Origin of the sequence: Saccharopolyspora sp. 6V, from assembly GCF_020176785.1 — a bacterium.
Lineage (GTDB): Bacteria > Actinomycetota > Actinomycetes > Mycobacteriales > Pseudonocardiaceae > Saccharopolyspora_C > Saccharopolyspora_C gregorii.
Window position 1 is genome coordinate 1 of sequence record NZ_JAIUKB010000141.1, and the last position, 26,227, is coordinate 26,227.

Annotated in this window: 25 protein-coding genes and 1 pseudogene; 15 read left to right on the top strand and 11 right to left on the bottom strand. The window is 72.5% G+C overall.

All coding sequences use genetic code 11. From position 1 onward, the window contains the following. From LCD35_RS24390 to LCD35_RS24410, 5 genes and pseudogenes are all read left to right on the top strand, one after another. Window positions 1-173 (top strand): annotated as a pseudogene (locus LCD35_RS24390) (serine hydroxymethyltransferase); the annotation flags it as partial. A gap of 290 nt (window positions 174-463) precedes the next feature. Further along, entirely contained in the window at window positions 464-1,858 is a 1,395-nt protein-coding gene (locus LCD35_RS24395) for an amino acid permease (protein WP_224961575.1), read from the top strand. Between the two features lie 129 nt (window positions 1,859-1,987). Then, entirely contained in the window at window positions 1,988-2,521 is a 534-nt protein-coding gene (locus LCD35_RS24400; protein ID WP_224961577.1) for a PH domain-containing protein, read from the top strand. 80 nt (window positions 2,522-2,601) lie between these two features. Next, the gene (locus LCD35_RS24405) at window positions 2,602-3,195 is read left to right on the top strand and encodes a TetR/AcrR family transcriptional regulator (protein ID WP_224961579.1); all 594 of its coding nucleotides are present in this window, start codon (window positions 2,602-2,604) and stop codon (window positions 3,193-3,195) included. Window positions 3,196-3,210: 15 nt separating this feature from the next. Continuing rightward, window positions 3,211-3,774 (top strand): hypothetical protein, encoded by a 564-nt coding sequence (locus LCD35_RS24410; RefSeq protein ID WP_225044970.1) that lies wholly within the window; start codon window positions 3,211-3,213, stop codon window positions 3,772-3,774. A 1-nt stretch (window position 3,775) separates the two neighbouring features. On the opposite strand, the gene LCD35_RS24415 is transcribed toward LCD35_RS24410, so the two are convergent. Beyond that, complete coding sequence (locus tag LCD35_RS24415; protein ID WP_308011327.1) at window positions 3,776-4,282, bottom strand: nitroreductase family deazaflavin-dependent oxidoreductase; 507 nt, start codon at window positions 4,280-4,282, stop codon at window positions 3,776-3,778. A 146-nt stretch (window positions 4,283-4,428) separates the two neighbouring features. Between LCD35_RS24415 and LCD35_RS24420 the strand changes: the two genes are divergently transcribed. After that, the gene (locus tag LCD35_RS24420) at window positions 4,429-5,346 is read left to right on the top strand and encodes an AraC family transcriptional regulator (RefSeq protein ID WP_224961584.1); all 918 of its coding nucleotides are present in this window, start codon (window positions 4,429-4,431) and stop codon (window positions 5,344-5,346) included. A gap of 39 nt (window positions 5,347-5,385) precedes the next feature. On the opposite strand, the gene LCD35_RS24425 is transcribed toward LCD35_RS24420, so the two are convergent. From LCD35_RS24425 to LCD35_RS24435, 3 genes are all read right to left on the bottom strand, one after another. Beyond that, window positions 5,386-6,063, bottom strand: a complete 678-nt coding sequence (locus tag LCD35_RS24425; protein ID WP_224961586.1) for a DedA family protein — start codon at window positions 6,061-6,063, stop codon at window positions 5,386-5,388. Between the two features lie 210 nt (window positions 6,064-6,273). Continuing rightward, the gene (gene dacB, locus LCD35_RS24430) at window positions 6,274-7,830 is read right to left on the bottom strand and encodes a D-alanyl-D-alanine carboxypeptidase/D-alanyl-D-alanine-endopeptidase (protein WP_225044971.1); all 1,557 of its coding nucleotides are present in this window, start codon (window positions 7,828-7,830) and stop codon (window positions 6,274-6,276) included. 97 nt (window positions 7,831-7,927) lie between these two features. Beyond that, window positions 7,928-8,422 (bottom strand): MarR family winged helix-turn-helix transcriptional regulator, encoded by a 495-nt coding sequence (locus tag LCD35_RS24435; protein WP_224961590.1) that lies wholly within the window; start codon window positions 8,420-8,422, stop codon window positions 7,928-7,930. A 162-nt stretch (window positions 8,423-8,584) separates the two neighbouring features. Here LCD35_RS24435 and LCD35_RS24440 point away from each other — a divergent pair, with 162 nt between their 5' ends. Together LCD35_RS24440 and LCD35_RS24445 are read left to right on the top strand one after the other, a co-directional pair. Then, window positions 8,585-9,841: an FAD-dependent oxidoreductase gene (locus LCD35_RS24440; protein ID WP_224961592.1), complete on the top strand. Its 1,257-nt coding sequence runs from the start codon at window positions 8,585-8,587 to the stop codon at window positions 9,839-9,841. Window positions 9,842-9,849: 8 nt separating this feature from the next. Then, complete coding sequence (locus tag LCD35_RS24445) at window positions 9,850-10,506, top strand: SDR family oxidoreductase (protein ID WP_224961594.1); 657 nt, start codon at window positions 9,850-9,852, stop codon at window positions 10,504-10,506. A gap of 441 nt (window positions 10,507-10,947) precedes the next feature. On the opposite strand, the gene tesB is transcribed toward LCD35_RS24445, so the two are convergent. Both tesB and pyk read right to left on the bottom strand, forming a co-directional pair. Next, window positions 10,948-11,892, bottom strand: a complete 945-nt coding sequence (gene tesB, locus LCD35_RS24450) for an acyl-CoA thioesterase II (protein WP_373690025.1) — start codon at window positions 11,890-11,892, stop codon at window positions 10,948-10,950. 104 nt (window positions 11,893-11,996) lie between these two features. Continuing rightward, window positions 11,997-13,418: a pyruvate kinase gene (gene pyk, locus LCD35_RS24455; protein ID WP_224961596.1), complete on the bottom strand. Its 1,422-nt coding sequence runs from the start codon at window positions 13,416-13,418 to the stop codon at window positions 11,997-11,999. 120 nt (window positions 13,419-13,538) lie between these two features. Here pyk and LCD35_RS24460 point away from each other — a divergent pair, with 120 nt between their 5' ends. Beyond that, window positions 13,539-13,862: a VanZ family protein gene (locus LCD35_RS24460; RefSeq protein WP_224961598.1), complete on the top strand. Its 324-nt coding sequence runs from the start codon at window positions 13,539-13,541 to the stop codon at window positions 13,860-13,862. On the opposite strand, the gene LCD35_RS24465 is transcribed toward LCD35_RS24460, so the two are convergent. The 3 genes from LCD35_RS24465 to LCD35_RS24475 form a co-directional block, all read right to left on the bottom strand. Then, window positions 13,813-14,490, bottom strand: a complete 678-nt coding sequence (locus LCD35_RS24465) for a DUF2461 domain-containing protein (protein WP_224961600.1) — start codon at window positions 14,488-14,490, stop codon at window positions 13,813-13,815. The two genes, LCD35_RS24460 and LCD35_RS24465, sit on opposite strands and share 50 nt — an antisense overlap. Window positions 14,491-14,745: 255 nt before the next feature. Beyond that, window positions 14,746-15,324 (bottom strand): DinB family protein, encoded by a 579-nt coding sequence (locus tag LCD35_RS24470; protein ID WP_224961602.1) that lies wholly within the window; start codon window positions 15,322-15,324, stop codon window positions 14,746-14,748. Window positions 15,325-15,416: 92 nt separating this feature from the next. Continuing rightward, window positions 15,417-15,833 (bottom strand): hypothetical protein, encoded by a 417-nt coding sequence (locus LCD35_RS24475; protein WP_224961604.1) that lies wholly within the window; start codon window positions 15,831-15,833, stop codon window positions 15,417-15,419. 132 nt (window positions 15,834-15,965) lie between these two features. Between LCD35_RS24475 and LCD35_RS24480 the strand changes: the two genes are divergently transcribed. The 3 genes from LCD35_RS24480 (at window position 15,966) to LCD35_RS24490 (ending at window position 20,305) form a co-directional block, all read left to right on the top strand. Continuing rightward, a complete protein-coding gene (locus LCD35_RS24480; RefSeq protein ID WP_224967985.1) occupies window positions 15,966-16,838 on the top strand; it encodes a macrolide 2'-phosphotransferase in 873 nt (290 codons plus the stop codon). Window positions 16,839-16,887: 49 nt separating this feature from the next. Next, entirely contained in the window at window positions 16,888-19,218 is a 2,331-nt protein-coding gene (locus LCD35_RS30580) for a LuxR C-terminal-related transcriptional regulator (protein ID WP_224967983.1), read from the top strand. Window positions 19,219-19,594: 376 nt separating this feature from the next. Then, window positions 19,595-20,305 carry a transglycosylase SLT domain-containing protein gene (locus LCD35_RS24490; protein WP_225044972.1) on the top strand — a complete coding sequence of 237 codons (711 nt, stop codon included), beginning with the start codon at window positions 19,595-19,597 and terminating at the stop codon, window positions 20,303-20,305. On the opposite strand, the gene LCD35_RS24495 is transcribed toward LCD35_RS24490, so the two are convergent. Continuing rightward, window positions 20,299-21,018, bottom strand: a complete 720-nt coding sequence (locus LCD35_RS24495) for a FadR/GntR family transcriptional regulator (RefSeq protein ID WP_224961889.1) — start codon at window positions 21,016-21,018, stop codon at window positions 20,299-20,301. The two genes, LCD35_RS24490 and LCD35_RS24495, sit on opposite strands and share 7 nt — an antisense overlap. Window positions 21,019-21,201: 183 nt before the next feature. Here LCD35_RS24495 and LCD35_RS24500 point away from each other — a divergent pair, with 183 nt between their 5' ends. Both LCD35_RS24500 and LCD35_RS24505 read left to right on the top strand, forming a co-directional pair. Next, on the top strand, window positions 21,202-22,602 hold the full coding sequence (locus LCD35_RS24500) for a gluconate:H+ symporter (RefSeq protein WP_224961887.1): 1,401 nt from the start codon (window positions 21,202-21,204) through the stop codon (window positions 22,600-22,602). 118 nt (window positions 22,603-22,720) lie between these two features. Continuing rightward, on the top strand, window positions 22,721-25,018 hold the full coding sequence (locus LCD35_RS24505) for an ATP-binding domain-containing protein (RefSeq protein ID WP_225044974.1): 2,298 nt from the start codon (window positions 22,721-22,723) through the stop codon (window positions 25,016-25,018). A gap of 42 nt (window positions 25,019-25,060) precedes the next feature. On the opposite strand, the gene LCD35_RS24510 is transcribed toward LCD35_RS24505, so the two are convergent. Next, entirely contained in the window at window positions 25,061-25,309 is a 249-nt protein-coding gene (locus LCD35_RS24510) for a hypothetical protein (protein WP_224961881.1), read from the bottom strand. Between the two features lie 147 nt (window positions 25,310-25,456). On the opposite strand from LCD35_RS24510, the gene LCD35_RS24515 reads away from it, so the two are divergent. Then, window positions 25,457-26,224, top strand: coding sequence for a GntR family transcriptional regulator (locus tag LCD35_RS24515; RefSeq protein WP_224961879.1), 768 nt, complete (start codon window positions 25,457-25,459; stop codon window positions 26,222-26,224). Window positions 26,225-26,227 lie beyond the last annotated feature (3 nt).

Below are 26,227 nucleotides of genomic sequence, written 5' to 3' on the forward strand. Positions count from 1 at the left end.
GCATCGGCACCCCCGCCCTGGCCACCCGCGGCTTCACCACCACCGAATTCACCGAAGTCGCCGACATCATCGCCACAGCACTCCAACCCACCATCGACGAGGAGACGACGACCGCGCTCGCCGGCCGCGTCCGCGCACTCGCCGAGAAGTTCCCGCTCTACGCCGATCTGTAAGCGAACCGTTTCGCGGAGATGTCCTCCGCATTGATCGGCCCGACGCGAACGCCGCATTTACTCCGGAAATGCGGCGTTCGCCGTTCCCGGTACCACCAGTCGGAGCAAAAAACGATTCATCTCCGCCGTAACGGCAGGTCACAGGCGAATATCAACGGACAAAGCTCGCAGATCGCCACCGCTGGAAGAATCGATCACGATTCCAGCCCCTGCCGGGAAGAGCAGGACCGAACGTGGCACAGTACCGGTCCACAAGAATGAATCCTTCTTCCCTCCGCAGGAGCACGGCGATGAGCGAACCCGTCCCCGAGGAATACCGCAAGGACCTGAGCAACCGGCACATCAACATGATCGCCATCGGCGGGGCGATCGGCGTGGGCCTGTTCCTCGGGTCCGGCAAGGCGCTGAGCCAGGTCGGTCCCGGCCTGATGCTGATCTACGCCATCGCCGGCGTGATGATCTTCTTCGTCATGCGGGCCCTCGGCGAACTGCTGATGTACCGGCCGGTCAGCGGTTCCTTCGCCGAGTACGCGGGCGAGTTCATCGGCCCTTGGGCCAAGTTCGCCACCGGCTGGGGCTACTGGCTGGTGTGGATCGTGACCGGCATGGCCGAGATCACCGCCGTGGGCAAGTACTTCCAGTTCTGGTTCCCGGAGCTGCCGCAGTGGATCCCCGCCCTCGGCGCGCTCATCGTGCTCAGCGGCGTCAACCTGATCGCGGTGAAGCTGTTCGGCGAGTTCGAGTTCTGGTTCGCGCTGATCAAGGTCGTGGCCATCGTCGGCATGATCGTGCTGGTCGCGCTCATCCTGGTGTTCGGCTTCAGCGACGCGGGCGACACCGCCGCGGTGAGCAACATCTGGTCGCACGGCGGCTTCTTCCCCACCAGCCCGGTCTCGGCGCTGCTGGCCTTCCAGATCGTCATGTTCGCGTTCATCGGCGTCGAGATGGTCGGCCAGACCGCCAGCGAGAGCGCCAACCCGAAGACGGTGCTGCCGAAGGCCATCAACGCGGTGATGCTGCGGATCCTGATCTTCTACGTGGGCGCGCTGGCCGCGCTGACCGCGCTCGTGCCGTGGACCAGGTTCAACGCGGACACCAGCCCGTTCGTGCAGGCCTTCACGCTGATCGGCATCCCGGCGGCCGCCGGGGTCATCAACTTCGTGGTGACCACCGCGGCGCTGTCCTCCTGCAACAGCGGCATCTTCTCCACCGGCCGCATGCTGCGCACCCTGTCCGAGGACGGGCACGCGCCGCGCGCCGTCGGCAAGCTGTCCTCGCGGGCGGTGCCGTCGCGGGCCATCGCGGTCACCTTCGGGTCGATGCTCATCGGCGTGGTGCTCAACTACGTGGCGCCGGAGCAGGCGTTCACCTACATCACCAGCGCGAGCACCGTCGGCGCCCTGTTCACCTGGGGCATGATCGTGATCGCGCACCTCGGGTTCCGCCGCCGGATCGCGCGCGGCGAGATCGAGGCGACCACGTTCCGGATGCCGCTGGCGCCGTACTCGAACTACGTGGTGCTGGCGTTCCTGGCGATGGTCGTGGTGCTGCTGGCGTTCGACTCGGAGACCCGGATCGCGCTGTACATCACGCCGCCGCTGGTCATCGCGCTCGCCATCGGCTACGCCGTGTCCCGGCGGCGCGCCAGCGGCACCGGCGATCGGGAGACCGCCGCCCGCACCTGAGCCGGCCCGCTCCTCGACGGCGGAGGCGCCCCCTCGACGCGGGGCACCTCCGCCGTCGCCGTTCCACCGGGTGAAATTGGTGCTTCCGCCGGGTTCACCGGGTGGGCCGCCCGGGGGAAGATCGTCGCCATGCACCCGGCCTCCCGCGTGCTGGTGATCAGCCGGAGCGCGCAGCAAGAACGCAGCATCCAGCGGGACGGCCTGCTCGTGGTGCTCACCCAGATCGCCAACGCCGTCATGTGCTCCGGGGCCGCGGTGCTGTGGTGGACGTGGACGCCGGGCCCGTCGCGCTGGCTGGTGGCGGTGCCGGTCGTGGCGGTCGCGTGCAGCTGCTACGTGGCGCGGGCGCAGCTGCGCTGGCGGCGGATCAACCGGGACATGTTCCACCTGCAGGTGGCGTTGACCGACGCCGGCGTCACCTACGCCTCCGCCGCCGGGACGTACTCGGCGCCGTGGTCGGCGGTGCGGCAGGTGCGGTTGCGCACCCACCGCGCCCGGTCCCCGTACGTGGTGATCGACGTGGACGGCTGGGGCGGCCCGCTCAGCGAGTGCGGCGGCACGGATCGGCTGGCGCTCACCCTCACCGGCACCGGGTTGCGGCCGCGCGAGGTGAGCCGTGCGGTGCACCAGCTCAGCGGCGGCCAGGTCACCACCCGCAACTGACCCCGACCGTCCGAACTCGCGGCTCGAACAGGCCGCTCACCTGCACCCTCTTACTAGCACAGGTGTGTTAGTTTGGGTTGGTGGTGCGACGGATTGATCAGGAGGCGCGGCGGCGGGACATCGTCGCCGCCACGTGGCGGACCCTCGAACGCGGCGGGCTCGCCGAGGCCTCCGTCCGCAAGGTCGCGGCCGAAGCCGGGCTCGCCACCGGCTCCGTGCGCCACTTCTTCGGCACCCAGGCCGAACTGCACGCCTTCGCGCTCCGCTCGCTGTCCGAGCGGGTCGGCGAACGCGTGCGCCGGGCCGAAGCCGAACCCGACGTGCGCCGCCGGGTGCTGGCGATGCTCGGCGAGCTGCTGCCGCTGCGCGACGACACCACCCGCGAACTCGGCATCTGGCTGGAGTTCGTGCACCGATCCCGGCACGACCCCGCGCTCGCCGAGATCATCGGCGACCAGGCGCGCGAAGTGCGGGGGTTCCTGCTGCACGTGGTGCGCGGACTCGTCGAGCTCGGGCAGCTGCCCGCCGGGACCGACCCCGAGCGGACCGCCGCCGGGCTGGGCGCGCTCGTGGACGGGCTCACCTTCCAGCTGCTCACCGCGCCCGGCCTCCTCGACCGCGAGCAGGCCGCCGCGCTGCTGGAGGAGCGGCTGTTCGGCACGACACCCCGCTGACCGGAGGAGAACCCCGTGGTCACCGCCATCTTCGCCGCCGAGATCGCGTTCTGGGTGGTGCTCGCCGCCGGCCTCGCCGCCCGCTACCCGGCCCGGCGGGACCGGCTGGGCACCTTGCTGTTGCGCGCAGTGCCGCTCGTCGACCTCGCGCTCGTCGTGCTGGTCGCCGCCGACCTCGCCGGCGGCGCCGAACCCTCCCGCGCGCACGCGTTCGCCGCCGTCTACCTCGGCTTCACCGTCGCCTTCGGCCGCGCCACGATCGCCTGGGCCGACGCCTGGTTCCACCACCGGTTCGCCGGTGGCCCGCGCCCGGCGACACCGGCGAAGGGCTCGCGGGCCGAGGTGGTCGCGCTGTGGCGGGAATGGCTGCGGGTGCTGCTCGCGGACGTGATCGCGGGCGTCGTGCTGCTGGCGCTCGCCGCCGTCGGCGGGGTCGCCCTCCCGCGGTCCCTCGACGAGCTCGCGCACCACCCGTACTGGAGCGTGCCCCCGCTGCTCGGCATCATCACCGCGGTGTGGTTCCTGGCCGGACCCGCCTTCGCCGGCACCGGGCGACCCGAGGCGGCCGAGCGGCGCTGAACTAGACGCGCCGCAACTCCACCACCGGGATGACCCGGTCGGTGCGGCGCTCGTACGCGCCGAACTGGGGAGCCACCGCGACCTGCCGCGCGTACACCTCGTCGCGCTCCGCGCCGGTCAGCACCACCGCCTCGACGTCGAACACCTCGGCGCCCAGCTCGACCTCGGTCCGCGGGTTCGCCACCAGGTTGTGGTACCAGGCCGGGTGTTCCGGGGTGCCGCCCTTGCTGGCGAAGACGAAGATCCGATCGCCCTCGATCAGCGGCACCAACGGCGACACCCGGGGCGTACCGGACTTGGCGCCCACGTGGTGCACCAGGACCAGCGGGAGGCCTTCGAACATGCCGCCGACCGCGCCGCCGCGCTCGCGGAACTCGGCGATGACCCGGCGGTTCATCTCGGCCGCGCTGCCGAACTCGGCGAGGGCCTGCCGGTCCTGCTCGGTCTGCTCGCCGTACGAGCCGGCCATCCGCCGGTCCAGATCGGCTTCGTCGCTCGACCGCGTCATCGCGCGCTCCTCCCGCTCCGCCGCCCCCGACGGGCGGCCCTGCGACGAGCGTATGGCGCAGCAGGTGATCCGAGCGATGCCCGACGAGCGCACGGACTTGTCCGATCGTTGCACCGCCGCTCCCGCCGCCGAGTAATCTGGGCCGGATGGACCTCCTCGCCGACGTGCTCGCCCGCACCGGAGTCCGCGGCAGCCTGGGCGCCCGGATCAGCGCCGGGCAGGACTGGGGCGTGTCCTGGGCGGGCCCCGGCGGACCCGCCCTGTACACCGTCACCGCGGGCACCGCCTGGATCGGCGTGCCCGGCGAGGAACCGCGGCAGCTCGTCCCCGGCGACGTGCTGCTGCTCGCCGACAGCACCGCCCACACCCTGCTCAGCGCACCCGACGCCGCGATCGACTCCCACGACTGCGCCGACGCCCAGCACGCCCAGGAAACCGGGACCGCGCTGCGCATCGGGCGAGGCGCCCCGCAGACCCACCTGCTGTGCGCGACCTTCAGCTCCGACACCGCCGCCTCCACCCAGGTGCTCTCCGCGCTGCCCGGCGCCGTCCACGTGCACGCCGAACGCGGCGGCGGGCTCGACGACGCGCTGCGGCTGCTCGGCCGCGAACTCGAACGGCCGGGGCTCGCCTCCAGCGTGCTGCTCGACCGGCTCATCGACGTCCTGCTCATCCAGCTGCTGCGGGACTGGATCGCGGCGTCCCCGGCGGAAGCGGCGGGCAGCTGGCTCGGCCTGCTCTGCGACCCCGTGGTGCGGGACGCCATCACCGCGCTGCACGAGGACCCCGCGCGGCCCTGGACCACCGACCTGCTCGCCTCCCGCGTCGCGGTGTCCCGCGCCACGCTGACCAGGAGGTTCCTGCACGCCGCGGGCGAGCCGCCCGGCGGTTACCTCACGCGGTGGCGGATGGACCTGGCGGCGGCGCGGCTGCGCGACGGCGACGACACCCTGGAGGCGATCGCGCGATCGGTCGGCTACACCTCGGTGCACGCGTTCAGCCGGGCTTTCAGCCGGGCCCGCGGCCGGGCCCCCGGCCGGTACCGGCTCGACGCCCGCCGCTGACCGCCGCTCGGCCGGGCGGAGCGGGTCAGGCGGCGCGGGTCAGGCGGCGCGTTCGGCGTCGACGGGTTCTTCGGCGACGTCGGTGGGCTGCGCGGAGGCGGCCTTCAGCTTCTTGGACCGGCGGCGCCACAGCCACACGCCGATGCCGATCAGCACCAGCGCCCCCAGCACGATGCCGCTCGCGCGGCCCAGCACGTGCTCGATGTACTTCGCCGAGGTCCCGGCCGCCCAGCCGATGCCCACGTGCAGCATCGACCACGTCGTGGCCCCCACGACCGACGTGGCCAGGAAACGCCAATACCCCAGTCCGCTGGTTCCCGCCGAGACCGGCACCAACGTGCGCACGACCGGCAGGAAACGCGCGACGAACACCGCACCGATGCCGTACTTCCGCAACATCCGGCACGCCCGGTCCCAATGCCGGACGCCCAGCTTCGCGACCATTCGGGTTTCCCGGACCCGCGCACCGTATCGACGCCCCAGGAAATAGCCGATGTTGTCACCGACCACCGCGCACGCCGCCACGGTCAGTGACAGGCCGAAGAAGAATCCGATATCGGTCACCGCGGCCGAAGCGACCAGCAGACCGCTCTCCCCCGGCACCAGGAAGCCCAGTCCGATCGTGCACTCGCCGAGCACCAGAGCACCCGTGACCAGGATCAGCAGCGGGCGCGGCAGCCCGGCGACCATGGCCAGGAATTCGCTGACGAAGGACACGTGGAACTCCCCAGTTCACCGGTTCGGGCGGGATGGTCGACCAACGGATGCCACGTTAGCTTCCTCGACCCTACGGCAACCCCGGCGTGACCCGGGTCGCCCCCTGAGCCGTTCCCGAGACCGAATCGGGATAACCCCCGGTTCCGGTGACAACGCGAAGGGACGACCTTTCCGCGCTCTTCCGCACAAATCCGGCAATGGCGATCAGGCTCAGCAGGACTTCGTCCAAGAACACTCCGCGCCCGATTCCGCACCCGTTCCGCCGGTGTCCTTCCTGGCCACGGCGGGGGCCCGCTGCGCGGTACCCGGGTACTGCGCCAACCGGACCGCGATCGCGTCTTCGAGATCGGTCGGCGCGCCGCCGAGGAAATCGTTGAACAGCACGGAGAACACCAGTTCGCGCCCGTCGGCCGCCGTCACGTACCCGGCCAGCGAGCTCACCCCGGACAGCGAACCGGTCTTCGCGGCCACGTTCCGCTCGGCGGGAGTGCCGGCCATCCGGTTGCGCAACGTGCCGCCGACCATGCGGTCCGGAGCACCCGCGAGCGGCAGCGCCGCCTTGAAGTCCGCGAACCACGGCCTGCTCCGGACCTGGTCCAGCAGCAGCGCCTGCTGGTCGGGCGGGATGCCGTCGACCGCGGAGAGCCCCGACCCGTCCACCAGCCGCAGCCGCGCCGGGTCGACGCCGAGCTCGGCGAGCCGCCCGGTGAGCACGTCGAGCCCCGCGGGCCACGAGCCGGTGCCGCGGGCGTGCCTGCCCATCTCCTTCACCAGCACTTCGGCGTGCCCGTTGTTGCTCAGCTTCAGGAACGGCACCAGCAGCTCGCGCAGCGGCATCGACTCGCGTTCGGCGAGCAGCCGCGCTCCGTCCGGGGTCGCACCGGCACCGGTGCGGTCGACCCGCACGCCGTGCGCGCGCAGCGCCCGGGTGAACACGTCGACGGCGTACGCGGCTGGGTCGCGCACGCTGGTGTACTCCTCGACCGGCTCGGCGTCCGCGGGCAGCGAGCCCGACACCACGACCCGGTCCCCGCCGTGCTCGCGGGTGACCGACAGCGCCGGTTCGGAGCCGGGCTCGCCGGTGGTGGCCCGCACGTCCAGCCGGATCGCACCGGTCGCGGGCCGCGCCTCGACGCGCACCGGCCGGCCGGGCGCGGCCGGGGACACCCGCAGCAGCACGGTGCCCGCGTCGTAGTCCTCGGTGGGCGCGACGGTCAGCGCGGACACCGGCGCCGAGTAGTAGTAGGGCTCGTCGTCCCAGGCCCAGCCGGTGCCCAGCGGCACGTCGTCGAACCAGGTCGCGTCGGCCCGCACCGCACCCCGCACGACCCGCACCCCGCTGTCCGCGACCTGCGCGGCCAGCCGGTCGTAGTCGGTGGCCAGCATCGTGGGGTCCCCGGTGCCGCGCAGGTGCAGGTCGCCGAGCAGCAGCGACCCGGCCTGCGGCGCGGCGGTGCGCACCTCGGTGCGGAACCGGTGGCCGGGCCCCAGCTCGTCGAGCGCGGCCGCTGCGGTGAACAGCTTCGCGGTGGACGCGGGGGTGGCGCGCGCGGCGGGCTGCCTGCTGTAGAGCACTTCGTCGGTGTCCGGGTCCCGCACCACGACCCCGGCGTGCGATCCGGCCAGCCGCGGGTCGGCGAGGATCCGGTCGAGGTCCGCCCGCAGCGCGTCGGACCCGGTGGGCGCCGCGCTCGGCGAGGAGACGGCGAGCGGGCCGGCGAGCACGCCGAAGAGGATCAGCACGAGGACCGGGACCCAGCGACGCATCGCGCCCCCTAGCGGCGGGAAGGGATGGTCCGGACGAGGACGCACCCGCCCGCACCAGGCGAAACCTAGGCGACCGGCCGGGCGGGGTCAACGACCATCAGGCGGAACCGGCGGGCTCCTCGGGGGCGGGCTCGGTGGCGGATCCGGCGGCGAAGTCCCGCATCGCCTGCTGCATCCGGTGCAGGAACCGGTGCACCACGGCGAGCTCCGCGGCGTCGAACTCGGACAGCACCTCGCGGCCGCGGCCGGCCAGCGCGCCGAAGTATTCCCCGGCGATCGCGCGAGCCGACTCGGTCGGGTGCAGCTGGACCTGCCTGCGATCGCTGCCTTCGCGGCTGCGCCGCACGTGCCGCCGCGCTTCGAGCCGGTCGACGATGGCGGTGACCGCCCCGGAGGTGAGCACCAGGTCCTGGCGCAGCGCGCGCGGCGTGGCGGGGGTGCCGCGCTGCTCCGCGTCGATGATCAGGATCAGGGCGCGCACGTCCGTGGGGTGCATGCCGTGCCTGGCCGCGAAGGCCTGCGAGATCCGCTCCCCTTCGACCCCCTGCTGGTGCAGCAGCTCCAGCACCTGGCTCTCGATCGGTGGTTCCACCGCTCGCCTCCCCCCGAAACGCGCCGTAATCGGATCATACCAATGGTCTATTATCTCAACGATTGACACAGTCGACGACCGTCATTAGTTTGAAGTGAGACGTTCCGGGAACCCCGGTCCCGCTCCCAGGACCGGGCGGACGGTGAGACGAAGGTGAATCCCATGCCGCACGAGACGCGGCCGCACTGCGCGATCGCAGGCGGCGGGCCGGGAGGCGTGCTGCTCGCCTACCTGCTGGCCCGAGCCGGCGTGCGCGTGACGCTGCTGGAGTCGCAGCGGGACTTCCAGCGCGACTTCCGCGGCGACTCGCTGCACCCGTACACGCTGGAGCTCATGCGGCAGCTGGGGCTCGCCGACGACCTGCTGCGACTGGAGCACAACCGCGCCACCACGTTCCGCTTCCACACCAGCTCGGGGGTCGTCACCACCGCCGAGTACCGCGGGCTGCGCGGTCCCTACCCCTACGTGGCGCTGATGCCGCAGGCGCGGTTCCTCGACTTCCTCGCCGAGCGGGCCGCGGAACTGCCGGGCTTCCGGCTGCTGCTCGGTTCCAAGGTCACCGGGCTCGTGGCGGAATCCGGCCGGGTCACCGGCGTCCGCTACCGCGACGACGACGGGGAGCACCGGCTGGACGCCGACCTGGTGGTGGGCGCCGACGGCAGGTACTCCCGGCTGCGGCGGCTCGCCGACCTGCCCACCCGACCGCTCGGCTCGGGCTCGGACATCCTGTGGTTCCGGCTGCCCCGGCACCACCAGGACCCGCCCGCCGCCGACGCCGAGCTCTACTTCGGGCCGGGGCACTACGTGTCCACCCTCGGCCAGGACCACGGCTGGCAGGTCGGCTACACGATCCCGAAGGGCGGCTACCCGGAGGCGAAGCGGGCCGGGGTCGGTCCCATCCGGGACTTCCTCACCGCGCGGGTGCCGTGGCTCGCCGACCGGGTCGGCAAGCTCACCGGGTTCGACCAGATCACCCTGCTGTCGGTGGAGATCTCCCGCGCGCAGCGCTGGCACCGGCCCGGGGTGCTGCTCATCGGCGACGCCGCGCACGTGATCTCCCCGGTCGGCGGCAACGGGATCCTGATGGCGGTCCAGGACGCCGTCACCGCCGCCGACGTGCTCGTCCCCGCGTTCCGGCGCACCGGGACTCCCGAAGAGGAAGCGCTGGCCGAGGTGCAGCGGCGTCGCGAACCGGCCGTCGAGCAGGTGCAGCGCCAGCAGGTGCGCACCGAGCAGCGGGTGGCCGCCGCCCTCGCCGGGGACGGCGACTTCCGGCCGAACCGGCTCCTGCGCGCCGTGCTGCGGATCCCCGCCGTGCGCCACCGCGCCGCCCGCGCCAACGCCTACGGGCCGTTCCCGCCCGAACTCGACCTGTCCCTGCTGGACCCGCACCTCGATACGGCCACCGGGCCGACGTGAAGGAGCCGATGACGATGCTGGTGACCGTGCTCGGCGCGACCGGGAAGACCGGTTCGCTGATCGTGGCGGAACTGCTCGCGCGCGGAGTGCCGGTGCGCGGCGCGGTGCGCCGCCCCGAAGCCGCCGACGAGTTGCGGGCGCGCGGCGCCGAGGCCGTGCTCGCCGACCTCCGGTCCGACACGGGGGCGCTGGCCGCCGCGCTCGCCGGATCGGACGTCGTGATCAACGCGGCGGCCGCGAGCGACCCGCAGCCCGGGCTCGCCGAAGCCGTCGACCGCGACGGTGCGATCAACGCCGTCAAGGCCGCTGAGAAGGCGGGTGCGGACCGGTTCGTGCAGGTCTCCTCGCTGTTCGCGGACCGGCCGGACGAAGGACCCGAGTTCCTGCACCGGGTGCTGCGCGCCAAGCAGGCCTCCGACCTGGCACTGGCCGAGTCCGCGCTGGCCTGGACGATCGTGCGCCCCGGCGGTCTCACCGACGACCCCGGCGCCGGGCTGGTGCGGATCGCGGATCGGCTCACGATCGCGCCGGGCATCCCGCGCACCATCCCGCGGGCGGACGTCGCCGCCGTCACCGCCGCCGTGCTCGACGAACCGTCCAGCCGGTGCCGGGGTTTCGACCTCACCAGCGGAACCACCGCGATCGCGGACGCGATCGCCGCCTGAACTCGGGCCGGGCGGGTCACCTCGCGCCGGGAACCCGCTCCGAGAGCGGTCCGGCTCCGGTCGCAGACCGACCGGGGCCGGGCCGCGCCCGTCACACCGGTGCGCACCGGTGCCCGCGCGGCACCGGGGGCAGTTCGGGTCGCCGCCGGGCCGGCACCGCCACGACCCGCGGTTCGTGCTCCACGCCCCGGCCCCGGTCTCCACCGCACCGGACCACGACGTGGTGGAACATCCGCGACGGCGCCGGGCGCCCTCGTCTGCACCGCCGCCCCGACCACACCCGCCTCACGCCGCTCACCGAGCCTCCGCGGCGGCGTCCTCGACCGGACACGGGCCGACCGAGCGGGAGTCGCGAGGTGATGGGGTGAATTCCCCGGCGCGACGAGAAGAACGGGACCTCCCGATCGTTCGGGAGGTCCCGTTCTCGTCGTCGATCCGGGCTCAGTCCAGGACTCGGAGGAGTCCTTCCTGCACGACGGTGGCGACCAGGCGCCCGTCGCGGGAGAAGAAGCGGCCGGTGGCCAGCCCGCGGGCGCCGGAGGCGCTGGGCGAGGCGCAGTCGTAGAGCAGCCACTCGTCGGCGCGGAACGGCCGGTGGAACCACATGGCGTGGTCCAGGCTCGCCCCGGACACCTTGTCCAGCATCCAGTACACGCCGTGGCGCACCAGCACCGAATCCAACAAGGTCAGGTCGGACGCGAACGCCGCCATGCACACGTGCAGCAGCTTGTCGTCCGGCAGCACGCCGTCGGCCTTCATCCAGACCTGGCTGCGCGCCTCCCGCTCGCCGTTCTCCTTGCGGACCCACGGCGGGTCGGTGACGTAGCGGACGTCGATGGGCCGCGGCTGGTACGGCGTGCCGCCCATCTCGCCGAGCAGCCCGCCGACCTGCTCCCCGTAGGTGGGCAGCGTTTCGGGGTCGGGCACGTCGGGCATCTGCTCGGCGTGGTCGATGCCGTCCTCGACCAGCTGGAACGAGGCCGACAGCGAGAAGATCGGCTTGCCGTGCTGCACGGCCACGACGCGGCGGGTGGTGAACGACCGGCCGTCGCGGGTGCGGTCCACCTCGTAGACGATCGGCACGCTCGGGTCGCCGGGCCGGATGAAGTAGGCGTGCAGCGAGTGCACCGGGCGGTCCTCCGGCACGGTGCGCCCGGCGGCGACCAGCGCCTGCCCGGCGACCTGGCCGCCGAAGACCCGCACCGGCGACTCCGCGGGGCTGACCCCGCGGAAGATGTTCTCCTCGATCCGCTCCAGGTCGAGCAGGGCGATCAGCCGGTCCAGCACGGGTTGCCCGTGCGGCACCCCGTTCACGTCCAGCGGGACCGAGCTGTCGATGTGCAGGCCCGCCGGGTCGGCGGCCGCGGCTCGTGCCGCTTCGGTCACTTCTGCTCCTCGGGCGATGTCGGGTGGTTCACCGGGCGGGAACTCCGGTGGTTCCCGCCCTGCCGGTCAACGTCGACCGACCCCACCTCCGCGCGCGGCGCGGATCAGACGTGGTCTTCCTCGCCGAGGCGGTGCACCCGGATCAGGTTCGTCGAACCCACGGTGCCCGGCGGGGAACCGGCGACCACGACCACCATGTCACCGCGCTGCGATCGGCCGAGCGACAGCATCGCCTGGTCCACCTGCCGGACCATTTGGTCGGTCGTGTCCACTTTAGGCACGAGGAACGTTTCCGTCCCCCAAGTGAGAGCGAGCTGACTGCGCACCGATTCCTCGGGGGTGAACGCCAGCAGCGGCAACCGGGTGTGCAGCCGGGCGAGCCGCCGCACGGTGTCGCCGGACTGGCTGAACGCGACCAGCGCCTTCGCGCTGAGCCGCTCCCCGATGTCGCGGGCCGCGTAGGAGATGACGCCCCGCTTGGTGCGCGGCACGTGGCTCAGCGGCGGCGGCGTGGGCGATCCGTCCTCGACGGCTTCGACGATGCGGGACATCGTCTGCACCGTCTCGATCGGGTAGTCGCCGACGCTGGTCTCGCCGGAGAGCATCACCGCGTCGGTGCCGTCCAGGACGGCGTTGGCGACGTCGGAGGTCTCGGCGCGGGTCGGACGCGAGTTGTGGATCATCGAGTCCAGCATCTGGGTGGCCACGATGACCGGCTTCGCGTTCTCCCGGGCGATCCGGATCGCCTTCTTCTGGACCAACGGGACGTGCTCGAGGGGGAGTTCCACGCCGAGGTCACCGCGGGCGACCATGACACCGTCGAAGGCCAGCACGATGGCCTCCAGGTTGTCCACCGCCTCCGGCTTCTCCAGCTTCGCGATCACCGGGAGCCGGTGGCCCACCCGGTCCATCACCTGGTGCACCAGGTCGATGTCGGCGGGGCTGCGCACGAAGGACAGCGCGATGAAGTCCACGCCGAGCTGGAGGGCGAACTCGAGGTCCGCGACGTCCTTCTCGGACATCGCGGGCACCGACACGTCCATGCCCGGCATGGACAGTCCCTTGTGGTCGGAGACGGGGCCGCCCTCGACGACGTCGCAGACGACGTCGTTGCCCTCGACGGCGGAGACGGTCAGACCCACCTTGCCGTCGTCGACCAGGACTCGGTCACCGACCTTGGCGTCGGCTGCCAACCCCTTGTAGGTGGTGGAAACACGATCATGGGTGCCTTGCACGTCGTCGATCGTGATTCGCACGACGTCGCCGGTGTTCCACTCGACCGGACCTTCCGCGAACTTGCCGAGGCGGATCTTAGGTCCTTGCAGGTCGGCGAGGATGCCGACGGCACGGCCACTTTCCTTGGCGGCGGTACGCACCAGGTCGTACACCTGCTGGTGGTCGCCGTGGCTGCCGTGGCTGAAGTTCAACCGGGCGACGTCCATTCCGCTGCTGACGAGCTCGGCCACCTTCTCCGGCGAGGCGGTGGCGGGGCCCATGGTACAAACGATCTTGGCTCGTCGACTCACGTTGGGTCAGCCTAGTCTCTCCGGGCGCGCGTCGAATACGCAGCCACCTGGAAACGAACCGATCGGGATCTTGCGGTGCTGAATCATTACAGGCCACGGCCCGGTCAGCTGCTCTTCGGAGTGATCATCGGAGTCAGCCTGATCATCTTGTTCACCCCCGAGTCCGGGGTGCCCTCGGCGCCGGCCGGCACCGACAAGGTCGTGCACCTGGTGTTGTTCGCGGCGCTGGCGTGGTCCGGTCGCCTCGCGCGCCTGCCGCTGCTGCCGCTGGCCGCCGGGCTCGTGGCGTACGCGGGGCTGTCTGAAGTGCTGCAGGCGGTGCTGCCGCTGGGGCGCAGCGGCGACGTGCTGGACGCGCTGGTGGACGTGCTCGGCGCGCTGCTCGGCCTGCTGGTCAGCGCCGCCGGTCGCTGGGTCCCACGTGGTCGGCGCACCACCGGTTGAGCTCGCGCAGCTCCCGCCACGCCGTGCGGACCCGGGTGAGGCAGCCGCGCTCGTGCAGCACGTCGTCCGGCACCCAGCGGCGCGCCACGTGCAGCGAGCGGTGCCGCAGCAGCCCCAGCCGCGGGTGGTCGGCGGCCACGCCGCGCGGGCGGGTGGCGAGCACGTCGCCGCCGAGCTCCCAGCGCTTCCCCAGCGCGGCCAAGATCTCCTCCAGCGCCTTCCCGTGCAGCGGTTCGTCCACCGCCGCCCGGTAGCGGGCCAGCTGGTCGGGTTCGGCGTGGAAGCAGCCGCCCGCGACGAGCAGCCCGTCCGCGCTGATCTCCGCGTAGTAGGCGCCACCGCCGCGCCCCGCCTCCACGACGGCGCCGCAGTGGGTCTTGTACGGCGACTTGTCCTTGCTGAAGCGCACGTCCCGGTGCGGGCGGAACACCTTGCCCTTGCCGGTCGCCCCGCCGGAATCGACCTCGGCGGCGAACTCGGGTTCCAGCTCGGCCAGCAGCGCCTCCATCGGGGCGCGCACCTGCTCCCGGTACACGGCCAGGTGGTCGCTCCAGTAGGCCTTGGAGTTGTCGGCCGCCAAGCCCTCGTAGAACTCGACCGCCCCGTCCCCGAACCCCTCGAACCGCATCCGGCCAGCTTAGGAGACCGCCGATCGCGCCATCGGGGCCCGGGCGTCGAGCGCGTCGACGAAGCCGGGTTCGGGCCGAGCGCAGTCGCGTTCGACGTCGAACCCGGTCGCGGCGCCGTGCGGCTCGCGGTCACCCCGCTCCGCGCTCGCGGACCGGGTGGCCGGCGAGACGTGGCCCGCGGTGCTGTCGAACCTGAGGACGCTGCTGGAGACCGGCGAGGTGCTGCCGCAAGGCCCGCCGACGTTCGACGCCGGCTAGCGGGCGGTGCGGGCGATCTCCTCCAGGTGATCGCGGTAGTCCGCCCACCAGCGCTCGTCCTGCTGCGGCAGGTTGCCTGCGTTCGCGCGCCTGCCCACCGCACCGTCGATGAGCTCGCGGACCACGTCGGCGTGACCGGTGTGGCGGGCGGTCTCCTCCAGCATGTGGCACAGCAGCCGGTGCAGGGTGATCTCGCCGCGCTCCGGCGGCCACCACGGCACCCGGCCGGCGGCGTCCAGCGGCAGCGCCGCGATGGTCGCATCCGCGTGCGCCCAGGCGCGGTGCCAGAAGCCGATGATCTGCTCGCGGGACTCGTCGGCGGTGGCGTACATGTCCTCGTTGCGCTCGCCGCCATCCTCGATCCACGGCATCGGCTCGGGGAACGGGCGGCCGTACACCTCGCCGAAGTAGCCCACCGCCACGCTCGCCACGTGCTTGAGCAGCCCCAGCAGGTTCGTGCCGGTCGGCGTCAGCGGCCGCCGCACGTCCTGGTCGGAGAGCCCGTCGAGCTTCCACAGCAGCGCGTCGCGGGCGTCGCGCAGGTACTGGTGCAGGTCGTCCTTGTGGTCGGTCATGCGCGCAGCGTGGCACCGGGCACCGACGGGGCGCGCGTGAATTCCCGGTCGGTGGGCGTTCCGTCCCGCGGGCTGGTGGGCTGGCGAGCCGGTCAGCCGACGTGGACGTACCGCTGCATGCCGACCTGGCGGTGGTTGCCGACCGGGCACCAGAAGTCGTAGGTGCCGCGGGTCAGCGTGACGGTGAGATCGGCGGAGGCACCCGTCCGGACCGTGATCGTGCGCTTGTCCGCCACCCCCGGACCCTTGATCTCCAGCGCGTGCGGCGCGATCCCCCGGTTCACCGCGCGGAAGGTGTAGCGCCCCGGCGGGAGGTGCGCGGGCAGCTGCAGCCGGTAGTCGACCATCGTCACCAGCACGTGCCGGGCCGGCTGCTCGGCCGCGGCGGGCGCCGGTGGTGGCGCGGCCGGTGCCGCGCCGGCCGCGGACGCCCCGCCGCACAGCCCCGCGACCAGCGCCACCGTTCCCAGCAGCGCCGCCGTTCCCCTGCTCGCATCGTTCCCCCGCATCGGGCACCCCCTGCGCATCGGCGCGGACGACGGCCACCTCCCACGGTAGGGCCGCACCCGGCACGGTTCTCGCTGGTCGTGGCGGGCGAAATCCGAGAGACGTGGCGCACGCCACCGGGCTACCGTGCAGGCATGATCGACGAGGTCGCCCGCGCGCACGGTCTCGACGTGCGGATCGACGGGGTCGACGAGACCGGGTGGGACTTCCGGGTGCACTTCGCCACCGATGGCGACGGCAGCCGCTGGGTGCTGCGCGAACCTCGCCGCCCGGAGGTGGCCGAACGCATCCCGGTGGAGGCCCGGTTGTTGGCCGTGCTGCGCCCGCGGCTGCCGGTGGAGCTGCCCGAGTGGGAGATCACCGCCCCGGACCTGGTCGCCTATCGACGCCTGGCCGGGGAACCGCTGGCCTCCGACGATCCGATCGCGGTGGCGATGCCGCTGATCACGGCGAGCGAGGGGCACCTGGTGCGGCTCGGCGCGGTGATCGCCGCGCTCCACAGCACCCCGAGCGCCGAGGTAGCACCCACCGGCATCGAGATCGCCGGACCGGAAGCGCTGCGCACCGACGTCGCCGACCGGCTCGCCGCGGGGGTCGCCGAGCTGGCCGTACCGGAGCGCTGCGTGGACCGGTGGCGGCGGTGGCTCGACGACGACCGGTGCTGGCGGGGCGAGGGCGTACCGGTGCACCACGATCTCAGCCCCAACCACACGCTGGTGGACGGTTCGGGAATCCTCACCGGCCTGCTCGACTGGGCGGATGCCGGCGTCGACGACCCGGTGAGCGACTTCGTCGCCCCGCTCGCCGCGTTCGGCCCGAGAGCGCTGGACCGGCTGCTGGCCGCCTACCGCGCGGCGGGCGGGGACCCGGAACGGCCACGACGAGAGCACGTCGCGGCGCTCACCACGTTCCGTCGGACCGTCTCGCTGGGATTGCACGGACTGCGCACCGGGCAACGGCGATTCGTCGATCTCGCGCGCGGGCGCCTCACCTGCGCGGGCCGCTGACCTGCAAGATCGCCCCAACTGCGGGGGCGAGCCGGGTTAGGCTCGGGGTGTGGTCTCCAGTGCGCGCTCGGCCCGCGTCCGCGAGTCGGCGGGCAACCTACCGGTCGACGTCACCAGCTTCGTCGGCCGGCGGCACGAGATCACCCGGACGAAGCGGTTGCTCGCCGAATCCCGGCTGGTGACCCTCACCGGCCACGGCGGAGTCGGCAAGACGCGGCTGGCGTTGCGGGTGGCCTCCGGCATGCGGCGGATCTTCCGGGACAAGGCGTGGTGCGTCAGCCTGGAGGAGCTCCGCGACGGAACGCTGATCGCCGAAGCCGCCATCGAGCAGCTCAGCCTCGGCGGGCCGTCCTCCGGCACCGACGTGGACGCCGTCGTCGAACACCTCAAGCACCGCGAGATGCTGCTCGTCGTCGACAACTGCGAGCACGTCATCGAGGACGCCGCGCTGTTCGTCGACTCGGTGCTGCGCTGGTGCCCGGGGGTGCGGGTGCTGGCCACCAGCAGGCAGTCCCTCGGCGTGGCCGGGGAGGCGACCGTCGTCGTGCCGCCGCTGCAGATCCCCGACCTCGACGACCCGCCGCCTCCCGAGTCCTATGAGCAGTTCTCCTCGGTGCGGCTGTTCCTCGACCGCGCCCGCGCCACCGTGCCGGACTTCGAGGTCACCGAGGAGGACGGCGCGGTGCTGATGCGGCTGTGCGCGCGGCTGGACGGGAACCCGCTGGCCATCGAGCTCGCCGCGGTGCGGCTGCGGTCGCTGTCCCTGCACCAGCTGGAGGAGCGGCTGGTGGAGCGGTACCAGCTGCTCAGCGAAGGCCGCCGCGGCGCGCCCACCCGGCAGCAGAGCCTGCGCGCGCTGATCGACTGGAGCTACGAGCTGTGTTCCGAGCAGGACCGGGTCGCGTGGGCGCGGGTGTCGGTGTTCGCGGGCAGCTTCGGCCTCGCCGCGGCCGAGCACGTCGCCAGCGACGGGTTGAGCCGCGTCGACGTGCTCGGCGCGATGCACTCGCTGGTGGACCAGTCGGTCCTGGTGCGCGAGCAGGAGGGCGACGAGGTGCGGTTCCGGCTGCTGCACGCGCTGCGCGACTACGGGCAGGAACGCCTGGACGCCGCGGGCGAGCGGCAGCGGGTGCTGGGCCGCCACCGCGACTGGTACGCGGAGGTCGCCGAGCGGTTCGCCGCCGAATGGCTCGGCCCCGACCAGGTGTCGTGGGTGCGGGAGCTGCGGCTGGACCTGGACAACGTGCGGCTCGCGCTGGACACGGCCGCGCACCGGGAGGAGACCGCTCCGCAGGCGCTGCGGCTGGCGGCGCGGCTCACTCCGTTCTGGGGCATCCGGGGGCTCAACGGGGAGGCCCGGCACTGGTTGGAGACCGCGCTCGCGCACGTCCCGGCGGACTCCCCGGAGCGGTCCGAGGGGCTGCGGGCGAACGCCTGGTTCGCGCTGGTGCAGGGCGACGCGGCCACCGCGGAACCGCTGCTGGCCGAGGCCGCCGACCTCGCCGCCGAGCACGACGACGAGTTCGAGGTCGCCTACGTCACCCAGATCCGCGGCATGGCCGCGTTCTTCCACAACGACCTCGGCGAGGCGGAACGGCTGCTCACCGACGCGCTCGCCCGGTTCCAGGACCTGGCCGCGCCGCACGGCGAATGGTTCGGGTCGTTCGCGCTGGGGCTGGTCAAGGGGGTGCGCGGCGACCACGACGGCGGGATCGCGCTGCTGCGGGAGTGCATCGAGGCCACCACCGGGCGCGGCGAGCTGTTCTGGCGGTCCACTGCGTTGTGGGCGAGCGCCCACATCGAGATCCTGCGCGGCGCCTCGGCCCGCGCCGAGACCGCGGCGAAGGAGGCGCTGCGGTTGCAGCGCAGGCTGGACAACCGGCTCTCCAGCGCCTTCACCATGGACATCCTGGCGTGGATCGCGCACGGCCTCGGCCGCGACGAGCGGGCGGCGCGGCTGTTCGGGGCGGCCTCGGCGGTGTGGGACGCGGTCCGCGCAGCGCCCGAGTTCTACGCGAGCTTCCGCAACGCGCACGACGAGCACGAGCGCGGGACCCGGCAGGCCCTCGGCGACCGCGCCTTCCGGGAGGCCTACGACCGCGGCTACCAGATGTCGCCGGAGGCCGCGGTGGACTACGCGCTGGAGCTCAAGCGGGCTACCCGCAGCGTGGCGCCGGACGAGCTGTCGGCGACGACGCTGACCAAGCGGGAGCGGGAGATCGCCGAGCTCGTCGCGCAGGGCCGGACGAACAAGGAGATCGCGGAGTCGCTGGTGATCGCGCAGCGCACCGTGGAAGGCCACGTGCAGCACATCCTGACGAAGCTGGACTTCTCGTCGCGGGCCCAGATCGCGGGCTGGCTGGCGGGCCGCCGGGCCTGAGGGCTCCGCTCCACCCCCCGGCCGCGGCGGGGTGGTGGAGCCTCGGCGGGGGTCCTGCCGCGCTGGCCGGTCGTCGGCTCAGCGGCTCCGCCGCCGGCGGTCGAACGGGAGCGGGCGGGGCGACGTGATCCGTCTCGTGGTCGCCGCAGGTGTGGGCTTCAGCCGAGACGAGCGGGTCCTTGACGGGAGCGGCGGGTGGTCGGCAGGGTCGGGGCGGATCACGCTGGTGATTAGTCGAGCTCAGGGAATACCGGGCTTTGGTGCACGCGGAGTGACGACGTCCCGCGAATCGGTCGCTCCGATCTACCAAAGTAGGTACCTGCCTACGTGGAAACCGCGATGTAGGTACACGGCCGGTGATGGACGGTGGGTTCTCGTGAGTTCCCCCGACCACACCTTCCCCGAAGCCCTGCCCACCCCCGAGCGCAAGACTCCGGCGACGCTGCGGCGCCTGCAGGAGAAGACGGTCCCGCAGCTGCGCGAGTTGTGGAACGTCGGCACCGCCATCGGCCCGCACCGCCTCACCCCCCGGATGCGGACGGCCCAGATCGGTGCCGCGATCGTCGCCACCGGCGTGCTCAGCACCGTCCTCGGCGGATCCCCCGCCGAGGACCCCGCGGTCGAGCACGCCCCCCAGGTCCGCGCCGCTCCTGAAGCGGCTGCCGGGCACGTCCAGCCCGGACCGGTGAGTCCCCCGAACACCGGTCCCGGGCTGGACGGCGCGCCCACCGACCCCGTCGACGGCTGGATCAGCCAGGCCACCGCGGTCCTCGAAGCGAACGGCGTCCCCCGCGAGCAGATCGACCCGTCCGCGCTGCGCACGATCATCCTGCACGAGTCCGGTGGCGACCCGGCCGCGGCCAACGGCTGGGACTCGAACGCCGCGGCGGGCACCCCGTCGAAGGGCCTGATGCAGACGATCGACCCGACGTTCCACTCGTACGCGGTGCCGGGGCACCAGGACATCTGGAACCCGGTGGACAACATCGTCGCCGCCACCCGCTACTCCATCGACCGGTACGGCTCGATCTCGAACGTGCCCGGCGTGCAGGGCGTGAGCTCCGGCGGCTCGTACGAGGGCTACTGAGCGGTTCCGGTGGCGCGCCGTTCGGCGTCGAGGCTCTCCAGGGTGCCTTCGAACGCCTCCTCCACCAGTTCGCGCATCGCCGCTTCGGCGCGCGCCGGATCCCCGCCGCGGACGCACTCGGCGATCTCGCAGTGCAGCCGGAGCGCGACCGGCTTCGGGTGCTCCGGCATGAGGCCGCGGCCGGTCCGCCAGCGCAGGACCTCGCCGAAGACGTCCTCCAGCTGCGCGAACATCTCGTTGCCGGAGGCGGCCAGCACCAGCCCGTGGAAGGCGACGTCGGCCTCCAGGAAGGTCTCCAGGTCGCCGGCGCGGGCGGTGGCGACCATCCGCTCGGCGAGCGCGACCAGCCGGGCCGCCTGCTCGTGACCGGCGTTGCGGGCCGCGGCGGCCGCGGCGACCGGTTCGACCGCGGTGCGCAGCTCGGCCAGCGTGCGGACCTGCGCGGACCGATCCACCGCCAGCAGCCAGCGGATCAGCGCCGGGTCGAAGGTGTTCCACTCGGCGCGCGGGCGCACCACCACGCCGACGCGCTTGCGGCTGACCACCAGCCGGATCGAGGCCAGGGTGCGCACCACCTCGCGGGCGACGCTGCGGGAGATGCCGAACCGCTCCTCCAGCCCGTCGATCCGCAGCACGCTGCCCGGCGGGTGCACTCCCGCGCTGATCTCGTGGCCGAGCACGTCGACCACCTGCCCGTGCAATCCGCCGCTCACCGGGCTCCTTCCGTCGACGGCCCACTCTTCCAGCAACGCCCCGGAGGCCGCGGGCGCCTGACCGCACTATGCCGGTGACCCGGCTAACAGAGCCGACTTAATCGGTTCACCTGACCCAAAAGTCATACTTATTGGGGATCTACTCCTAGGCTGGGCCGCGACCGAGCTCAGCGAGGAGCCCCCATGCCATTGCCGCACCCGACCGCAGCCCTGCTCGCGCAGGCCCCGCCCGCAGCCTGGACCGGCCATGACACCCGCCTGCTGGCCGCCGCGGTCGCCGGCATCGCCGTCATCGTCCTGCTGATCAGCTGGGTGAAGCTGCACCCGTTCCTGGCGCTCGCGCTGGGCGCCACCACCCTCGGCGTCACCGCCGGGATGCCGTTCGCCGACCTCGTCGACACCTTCACCGAAGGGCTCGGCTCGACCGTCGGGGACGTGGGGCTGCTCGTCGCGCTCGGAGCCATGCTCGGCAGGCTGCTCACCGACACCGGCGGCGCCGAGCAGATCGTGGAGACCGTGCTCGCGCGCACCACCCGCCGCACCCTGCCGTGGGCGATGGTGTTCATCGCGGCGCTGCTCGGCCTGCCGATGTTCTTCGAGGTCGGCGTCGTGCTGCTGGTGCCGGTCGTGGTCATGGTCGCGGCCCGCTCCGAGCAGCCGATGCTGCGGATCGGGATCCCCGCGCTCGCCGGGCTGTCCATCCTGCACGGGCTGGTACCGCCGCACCCGGGGCCGCTGGCCGCGGTGGACGCGCTCGGCGTCGACCTGGGCACCACGCTCGCGCTCGGCATCGTGGTGGCCATCCCCACCGCCATCGTCGCCGGACCCGTGTTCGGCTCGTTCATCGCGAAGCGGGTCGAGCTGCCCGCCGCGTCCACGCTGCTCGGCAAGGCCCCCGGCCCGGACAGCGAGGGCAGGCGGCCCGGATTCGCGCTGTCGGTGCTGATGCTGCTGCTGCCGGTGCTGCTGATGCTCGGCAAGTCCGTCGCCGACCTGGCGCTGACCGAGGGCACGGGCGCCTACGCGGTGCTGGACACCCTCGGCACGCCGGTGGTGGCGCTGGCGCTGACCGTGCTGCTGGCCATGGGCACGCTCGGGCCGCGCTCCGGGATCGGGCGCGAGCGGCTCTCCGGCATCGTCGGCTCCTCGCTGCCGCCGGTCGCCGGGATCATCCTCATCGTCGGCGCGGGCGGCGGGTTCAAGGAGACCCTCGTCGAATCCGGCGTCAACACGATGATCACCGACCTGGCCGCGGGCGCCCACCTGTCGCCGCTGGTGCTGGCCTGGCTGATCGCCGTCGGCATCCGGGTCGCCACCGGTTCCGCGACCGTCGCCACCATCTCCGCCGCCGGGATGGTCGCGCCGCTGGTCGCCGGGCTGGACCCGGTGCACGGGGCGCTGGTCGCGCTGGCCATCGGATCCGGTTCGGTGTTCTTCTCGCACCTCAACGACGCCGGGTTCTGGCTCGTGAAGGAGTACTTCGGGATGACCGTCGGGCAGACCCTCAAGACCTGGTCGGCGATGGAGACCATCCTGTCCGTCGTCTCGTTCGCGGTGATCTGCCTCTTGGAGCTGCTGCTGTAGCCGGAGGGACCGCTCCCGCGGCCGGTATGATGGTTGGTCGGACTTTCGCCAGGGACGCATCGCACCCGTCCGGCACATCCGTCCGGCACATCACGGTTGAGCACGAGGTGGAACCAAGTTGTCCAATGCCCGAGCTGATCGGGAACCCGACCGCACCGACGACCTAGCCGCCGAGCAGCAGTACGTCTCGACGCTCTACGACAAACTCGACGAACTCCGCCGGGACGCCACGAAGCGGCTCACCGACACGCTGCGCGAAACCGGCGGGACGCCGCAGGCCCGGACCGAGCGCGACATCTCCACCACCATGTACACCGACAAGCTGACCCAGCTCAGCGCGGTCGAGCACGGGTTGTGCTTCGGGCGCCTGGACCTGGACAGCGACGAGGTCTTCCACATCGGACGGATCGGCCTGTTCGACGAGGAGCGGGAGTACGAGCCGCTGCTGATCGACTGGCGCGCCCCGGCGGCGCGTCCGTTCTACCTGGCCACCGCCGCCGCCCGCGAAGGCGTGTGGCGGCGCCGCCACCTGCGCAGCAAGTGGCGCACCGTGGTGGACCTCGAGGACGAGATCCTCGACCTGGACGCCGGCGAGCAGGGCAGCGACCTCGGCCTCGCCGGGGAGGCGACGCTGCTGGCCGCGCTCGACGCGCGCCGCACCGGCCAGATGGGCGACATCGTCGCCACCATCCAGGCCGAGCAGGACCGCATCATCCGCGCCCCCATGAACGGGGTGCTGGTGGTGCAGGGCGGGCCGGGCACCGGCAAGACGGCGGTCGCGCTGCACCGCGCCGCGTTCCTGCTCTACACCTACCGCGAGCAGCTGACCAAGCGCGGCGTGCTCGTGGTCGGGCCGAACTCGACGTTCCTGCGCTACATCGGGCAGGTGCTGCCGTCGCTCGGCGAGACCGGCGTGCTGCTGTCCACCGCCGGGCAGCTGTTCCCCGGCATCGACGCCACCGCCCTCGAACCGGCGGAGGCCGCGGAGATCAAGGGCCGCGGCGCGATGGTGCAGGTGCTGAACTCGGCCGTGCGGGACCGCCAGCGGGTGCCGCGGGAACCGATCGAGGTGCTGTTCGACCGGGAGCCGCTGACCATCGGCAAGAACCTCGTCTCGCACGCCCGCAGCCGCGCCCGCCGGTCCCGCAAGCCGCACAACCACGCCCGCAAGATCTTCCGCAAGGAGATGGTCTCCGGGCTGACCAGGCAGGTGGCCGACCGGCTCGGCCGGGACCTGTTGGACCGCCGCGACCTGGACGACATCGGCGCCGAGCTGCGCGCCGACGACGCGGTCACCGAGGTGCTCGACTCGCTGTGGCCGCAGCTGACGCCGCAGCAGCTCCTCGACGACCTGCTCAGCGTGCCGAAGCGGCTCACCACCGCCGCCCGCAAGCACCTCACCGACCAGGAGCGGCAACTGCTGCTGCGCGCGCCGGGGTCGGCGTGGACGCCCGCGGACGCCGCGCTGCTGGACGAGCTGGCCGAACTGCTCGGCGAGGACGACACCAAGGCCCGTGAGGAGCAGGCGCGGCAGGAGCGCGAGGAACTCGCCTACGCCCAGGGCGTGCTGCACATCATGGAGCAGGATGAGGAGATCGCCGACGAGGAACGGCTCCGCGTCTCCGACGTGCTCGACGCCGAACTGCTCGCGCAGCGCCACCGCACCCGCAGCGACCTCACCGCCGCCGAACGCGCCGCCGAGGACCGCACCTGGACCTTCGGGCACGTCATCGTCGACGAAGCCCAGGAGCTGTCCACGATGGCGTGGCGGGTGCTGATGCGCCGCTGCCCCAGCCGGTCGATGACGCTCGTCGGCGACATCGCCCAGACCGGGGCGCTCGGTGGCGCGGCGTCGTGGGACGAGGTGCTGTCGCCGTACGTGATGGACCGGTGGAAGCTCGCCGAGCTGACCGTCAACTACCGGACGCCCGCCGAGATCATGGCGGTCGCCGCGGACGTGCTCGACGAGCTCGACACCGACCTGGAGGCGCCGACCTCGGTGCGCACCAGCGGGCACGAGCCGTGGACGCGGCGGGTGCCGGCGGCCGAGCTGGCCGCCGAACTGCCGGACCTGGTGCGGGCCGAGCTCGCGGCCATCGAGGGCACCCTCGCGGTGCTGCTGCCGCCGGAACACCTCGCCGAGGTCGGTGGCCGCATCGCCGAGCAGGTGCCGGAGGCCGAGGTGGGCGCCCAGGAGGACGGCCTCGAAGCGCGGGCCGTGGTGCTCACCGTCGAGCAGGCGAAGGGGCTGGAGTTCGACTCGGTGCTGGTCGCCGACCCGGACCGGATCCTCGGCGAGTCGGCGCGCGGGCTCAACGACCTGTACGTGGCCCTGACCCGCGCCACCCAGCGCCTCGGCGTGGTCCACACCGGCGATGCCCTCCCGGACGTCCTGGCGGGGCTCGGCGGGGAGTGATCCCCGCGGCGGGGGGGCCCCCCGGGCCGCCGCCGACCGCCCTCAGCTCCCCGAGCGCTTGCGTGCGCGGTCGGCCGCCGCGACCTCGATCGCTTCGTCCAGCGACCGGCGGAACACCGCGATCTCGTTGCCGCTCAAGCGGAAATGGGCTTCGCCGTCCGGCAGCCGCAGTTCGACGTCGCCCGCGATGACACCGATCTCGCACATCGCGACGTCCGCCGAGTCGGCCGAGCAGCGGCACAGCCACTCGCGCTGCGGCTCGTCGTCGATTCCCGGAACAAGGGTCGTCATGGTCAGCTCCTCGCTATAGATGTACTTCTATTTCGCCTCCTTGATCTTGATCGGTCAATAGATGTCCATCTATCGTTTGATCAATGCCCGAATGAGTCGGCACGGTAGCGTTCCAGTAGCAGCGCGTGACGAATCGAGGGAGAGGCCATGCCGACCAGCTACGGACTCGTGGCCGACGTCCTCCGACGCAAGATCATCTCCGGCGAGTACGCCCCGGACACCACGCTGCCCAAGCAAGCGGATCTGGCGGCGTCGTTCGAGGTCAACCTCGGTACCGTGCGCCGCGCCATCGCACTGCTGGAAGCCGAAGGCCTCGTCACCCCGATCCGGCGACGCGGAACGGTCGTCCGGTCCCAGCCACCGATGCGGCGGCTCGGCGCGGAGCGCTACGCGAAGAGCAAGTGGAAGCACGGCGACGTCGTCGCCTTCGCCGCCGACCGCGAAGCCTCGGGCAGGACGTGGCAGGCGACCGACCAGAGCAACGCCGTGCGCCGGACCGGAGCCGACGAGGACACCGCCGAAGCCCTCGGAATCGAACCCGGCACCGAGGTGTACGAACGCGCTCGGCTGGTCACCGACCGGCGCACACCCACGCACACGCTGACCAGCTACTACCGCGTCGAAGACGTGGCGGGAACGGCGTTGGTCGCCCCCACCGCCGGACCGGCCGGACGCGGCGGCGGATTCGCCGTCCTCACCGCGCAGGGCCTGGAACCCGATCGCATCACCGAATCGGTGCACGCGCGCATGCCCACACCGGACGAGATCGCCATGCTCGAACTCCCCGCGGGCGAACCCGTGATGATCCTCGAACGGATAGTCACCACCGCCGAAGACCGCCCGGTGGAATTCGCCCGCGGGGTGCACGCGGCCAGCCGATTCCACTGGTCGTACACGTTCACGATCCCGGACTGATCT

Coding starts and splice junctions, on each gene's coding strand:
- LCD35_RS24445 (WP_224961594.1), top strand. CDS start 9,850: ATGACGATGCTGGTGACCGTGCTCGGCGCGACCGGGAAGACCGGTTCG.
- LCD35_RS24480 (WP_224967985.1), top strand. CDS start 15,966: ATGATCGACGAGGTCGCCCGCGCGCACGGTCTCGACGTGCGGATCGAC.
- LCD35_RS24510 (WP_224961881.1), bottom strand. CDS start 25,309: ATGACGACCCTTGTTCCGGGAATCGACGACGAGCCGCAGCGCGAGTGG.
- dacB (WP_225044971.1), bottom strand. CDS start 7,830: ATGCGTCGCTGGGTCCCGGTCCTCGTGCTGATCCTCTTCGGCGTGCTC.
- LCD35_RS24500 (WP_224961887.1), top strand. CDS start 21,202: ATGCCATTGCCGCACCCGACCGCAGCCCTGCTCGCGCAGGCCCCGCCC.
- LCD35_RS24395 (WP_224961575.1), top strand. CDS start 464: ATGAGCGAACCCGTCCCCGAGGAATACCGCAAGGACCTGAGCAACCGG.
- LCD35_RS24515 (WP_224961879.1), top strand. CDS start 25,457: ATGCCGACCAGCTACGGACTCGTGGCCGACGTCCTCCGACGCAAGATC.
- LCD35_RS24415 (WP_308011327.1), bottom strand. CDS start 4,282: ATGACGCGGTCGAGCGACGAAGCCGATCTGGACCGGCGGATGGCCGGC.
- LCD35_RS24400 (WP_224961577.1), top strand. CDS start 1,988: ATGCACCCGGCCTCCCGCGTGCTGGTGATCAGCCGGAGCGCGCAGCAA.
- LCD35_RS24470 (WP_224961602.1), bottom strand. CDS start 15,324: ATGACCGACCACAAGGACGACCTGCACCAGTACCTGCGCGACGCCCGC.
- LCD35_RS24420 (WP_224961584.1), top strand. CDS start 4,429: ATGGACCTCCTCGCCGACGTGCTCGCCCGCACCGGAGTCCGCGGCAGC.
- LCD35_RS24465 (WP_224961600.1), bottom strand. CDS start 14,490: ATGCGGTTCGAGGGGTTCGGGGACGGGGCGGTCGAGTTCTACGAGGGC.
- LCD35_RS24475 (WP_224961604.1), bottom strand. CDS start 15,833: ATGCGGGGGAACGATGCGAGCAGGGGAACGGCGGCGCTGCTGGGAACG.
- LCD35_RS24440 (WP_224961592.1), top strand. CDS start 8,585: ATGCCGCACGAGACGCGGCCGCACTGCGCGATCGCAGGCGGCGGGCCG.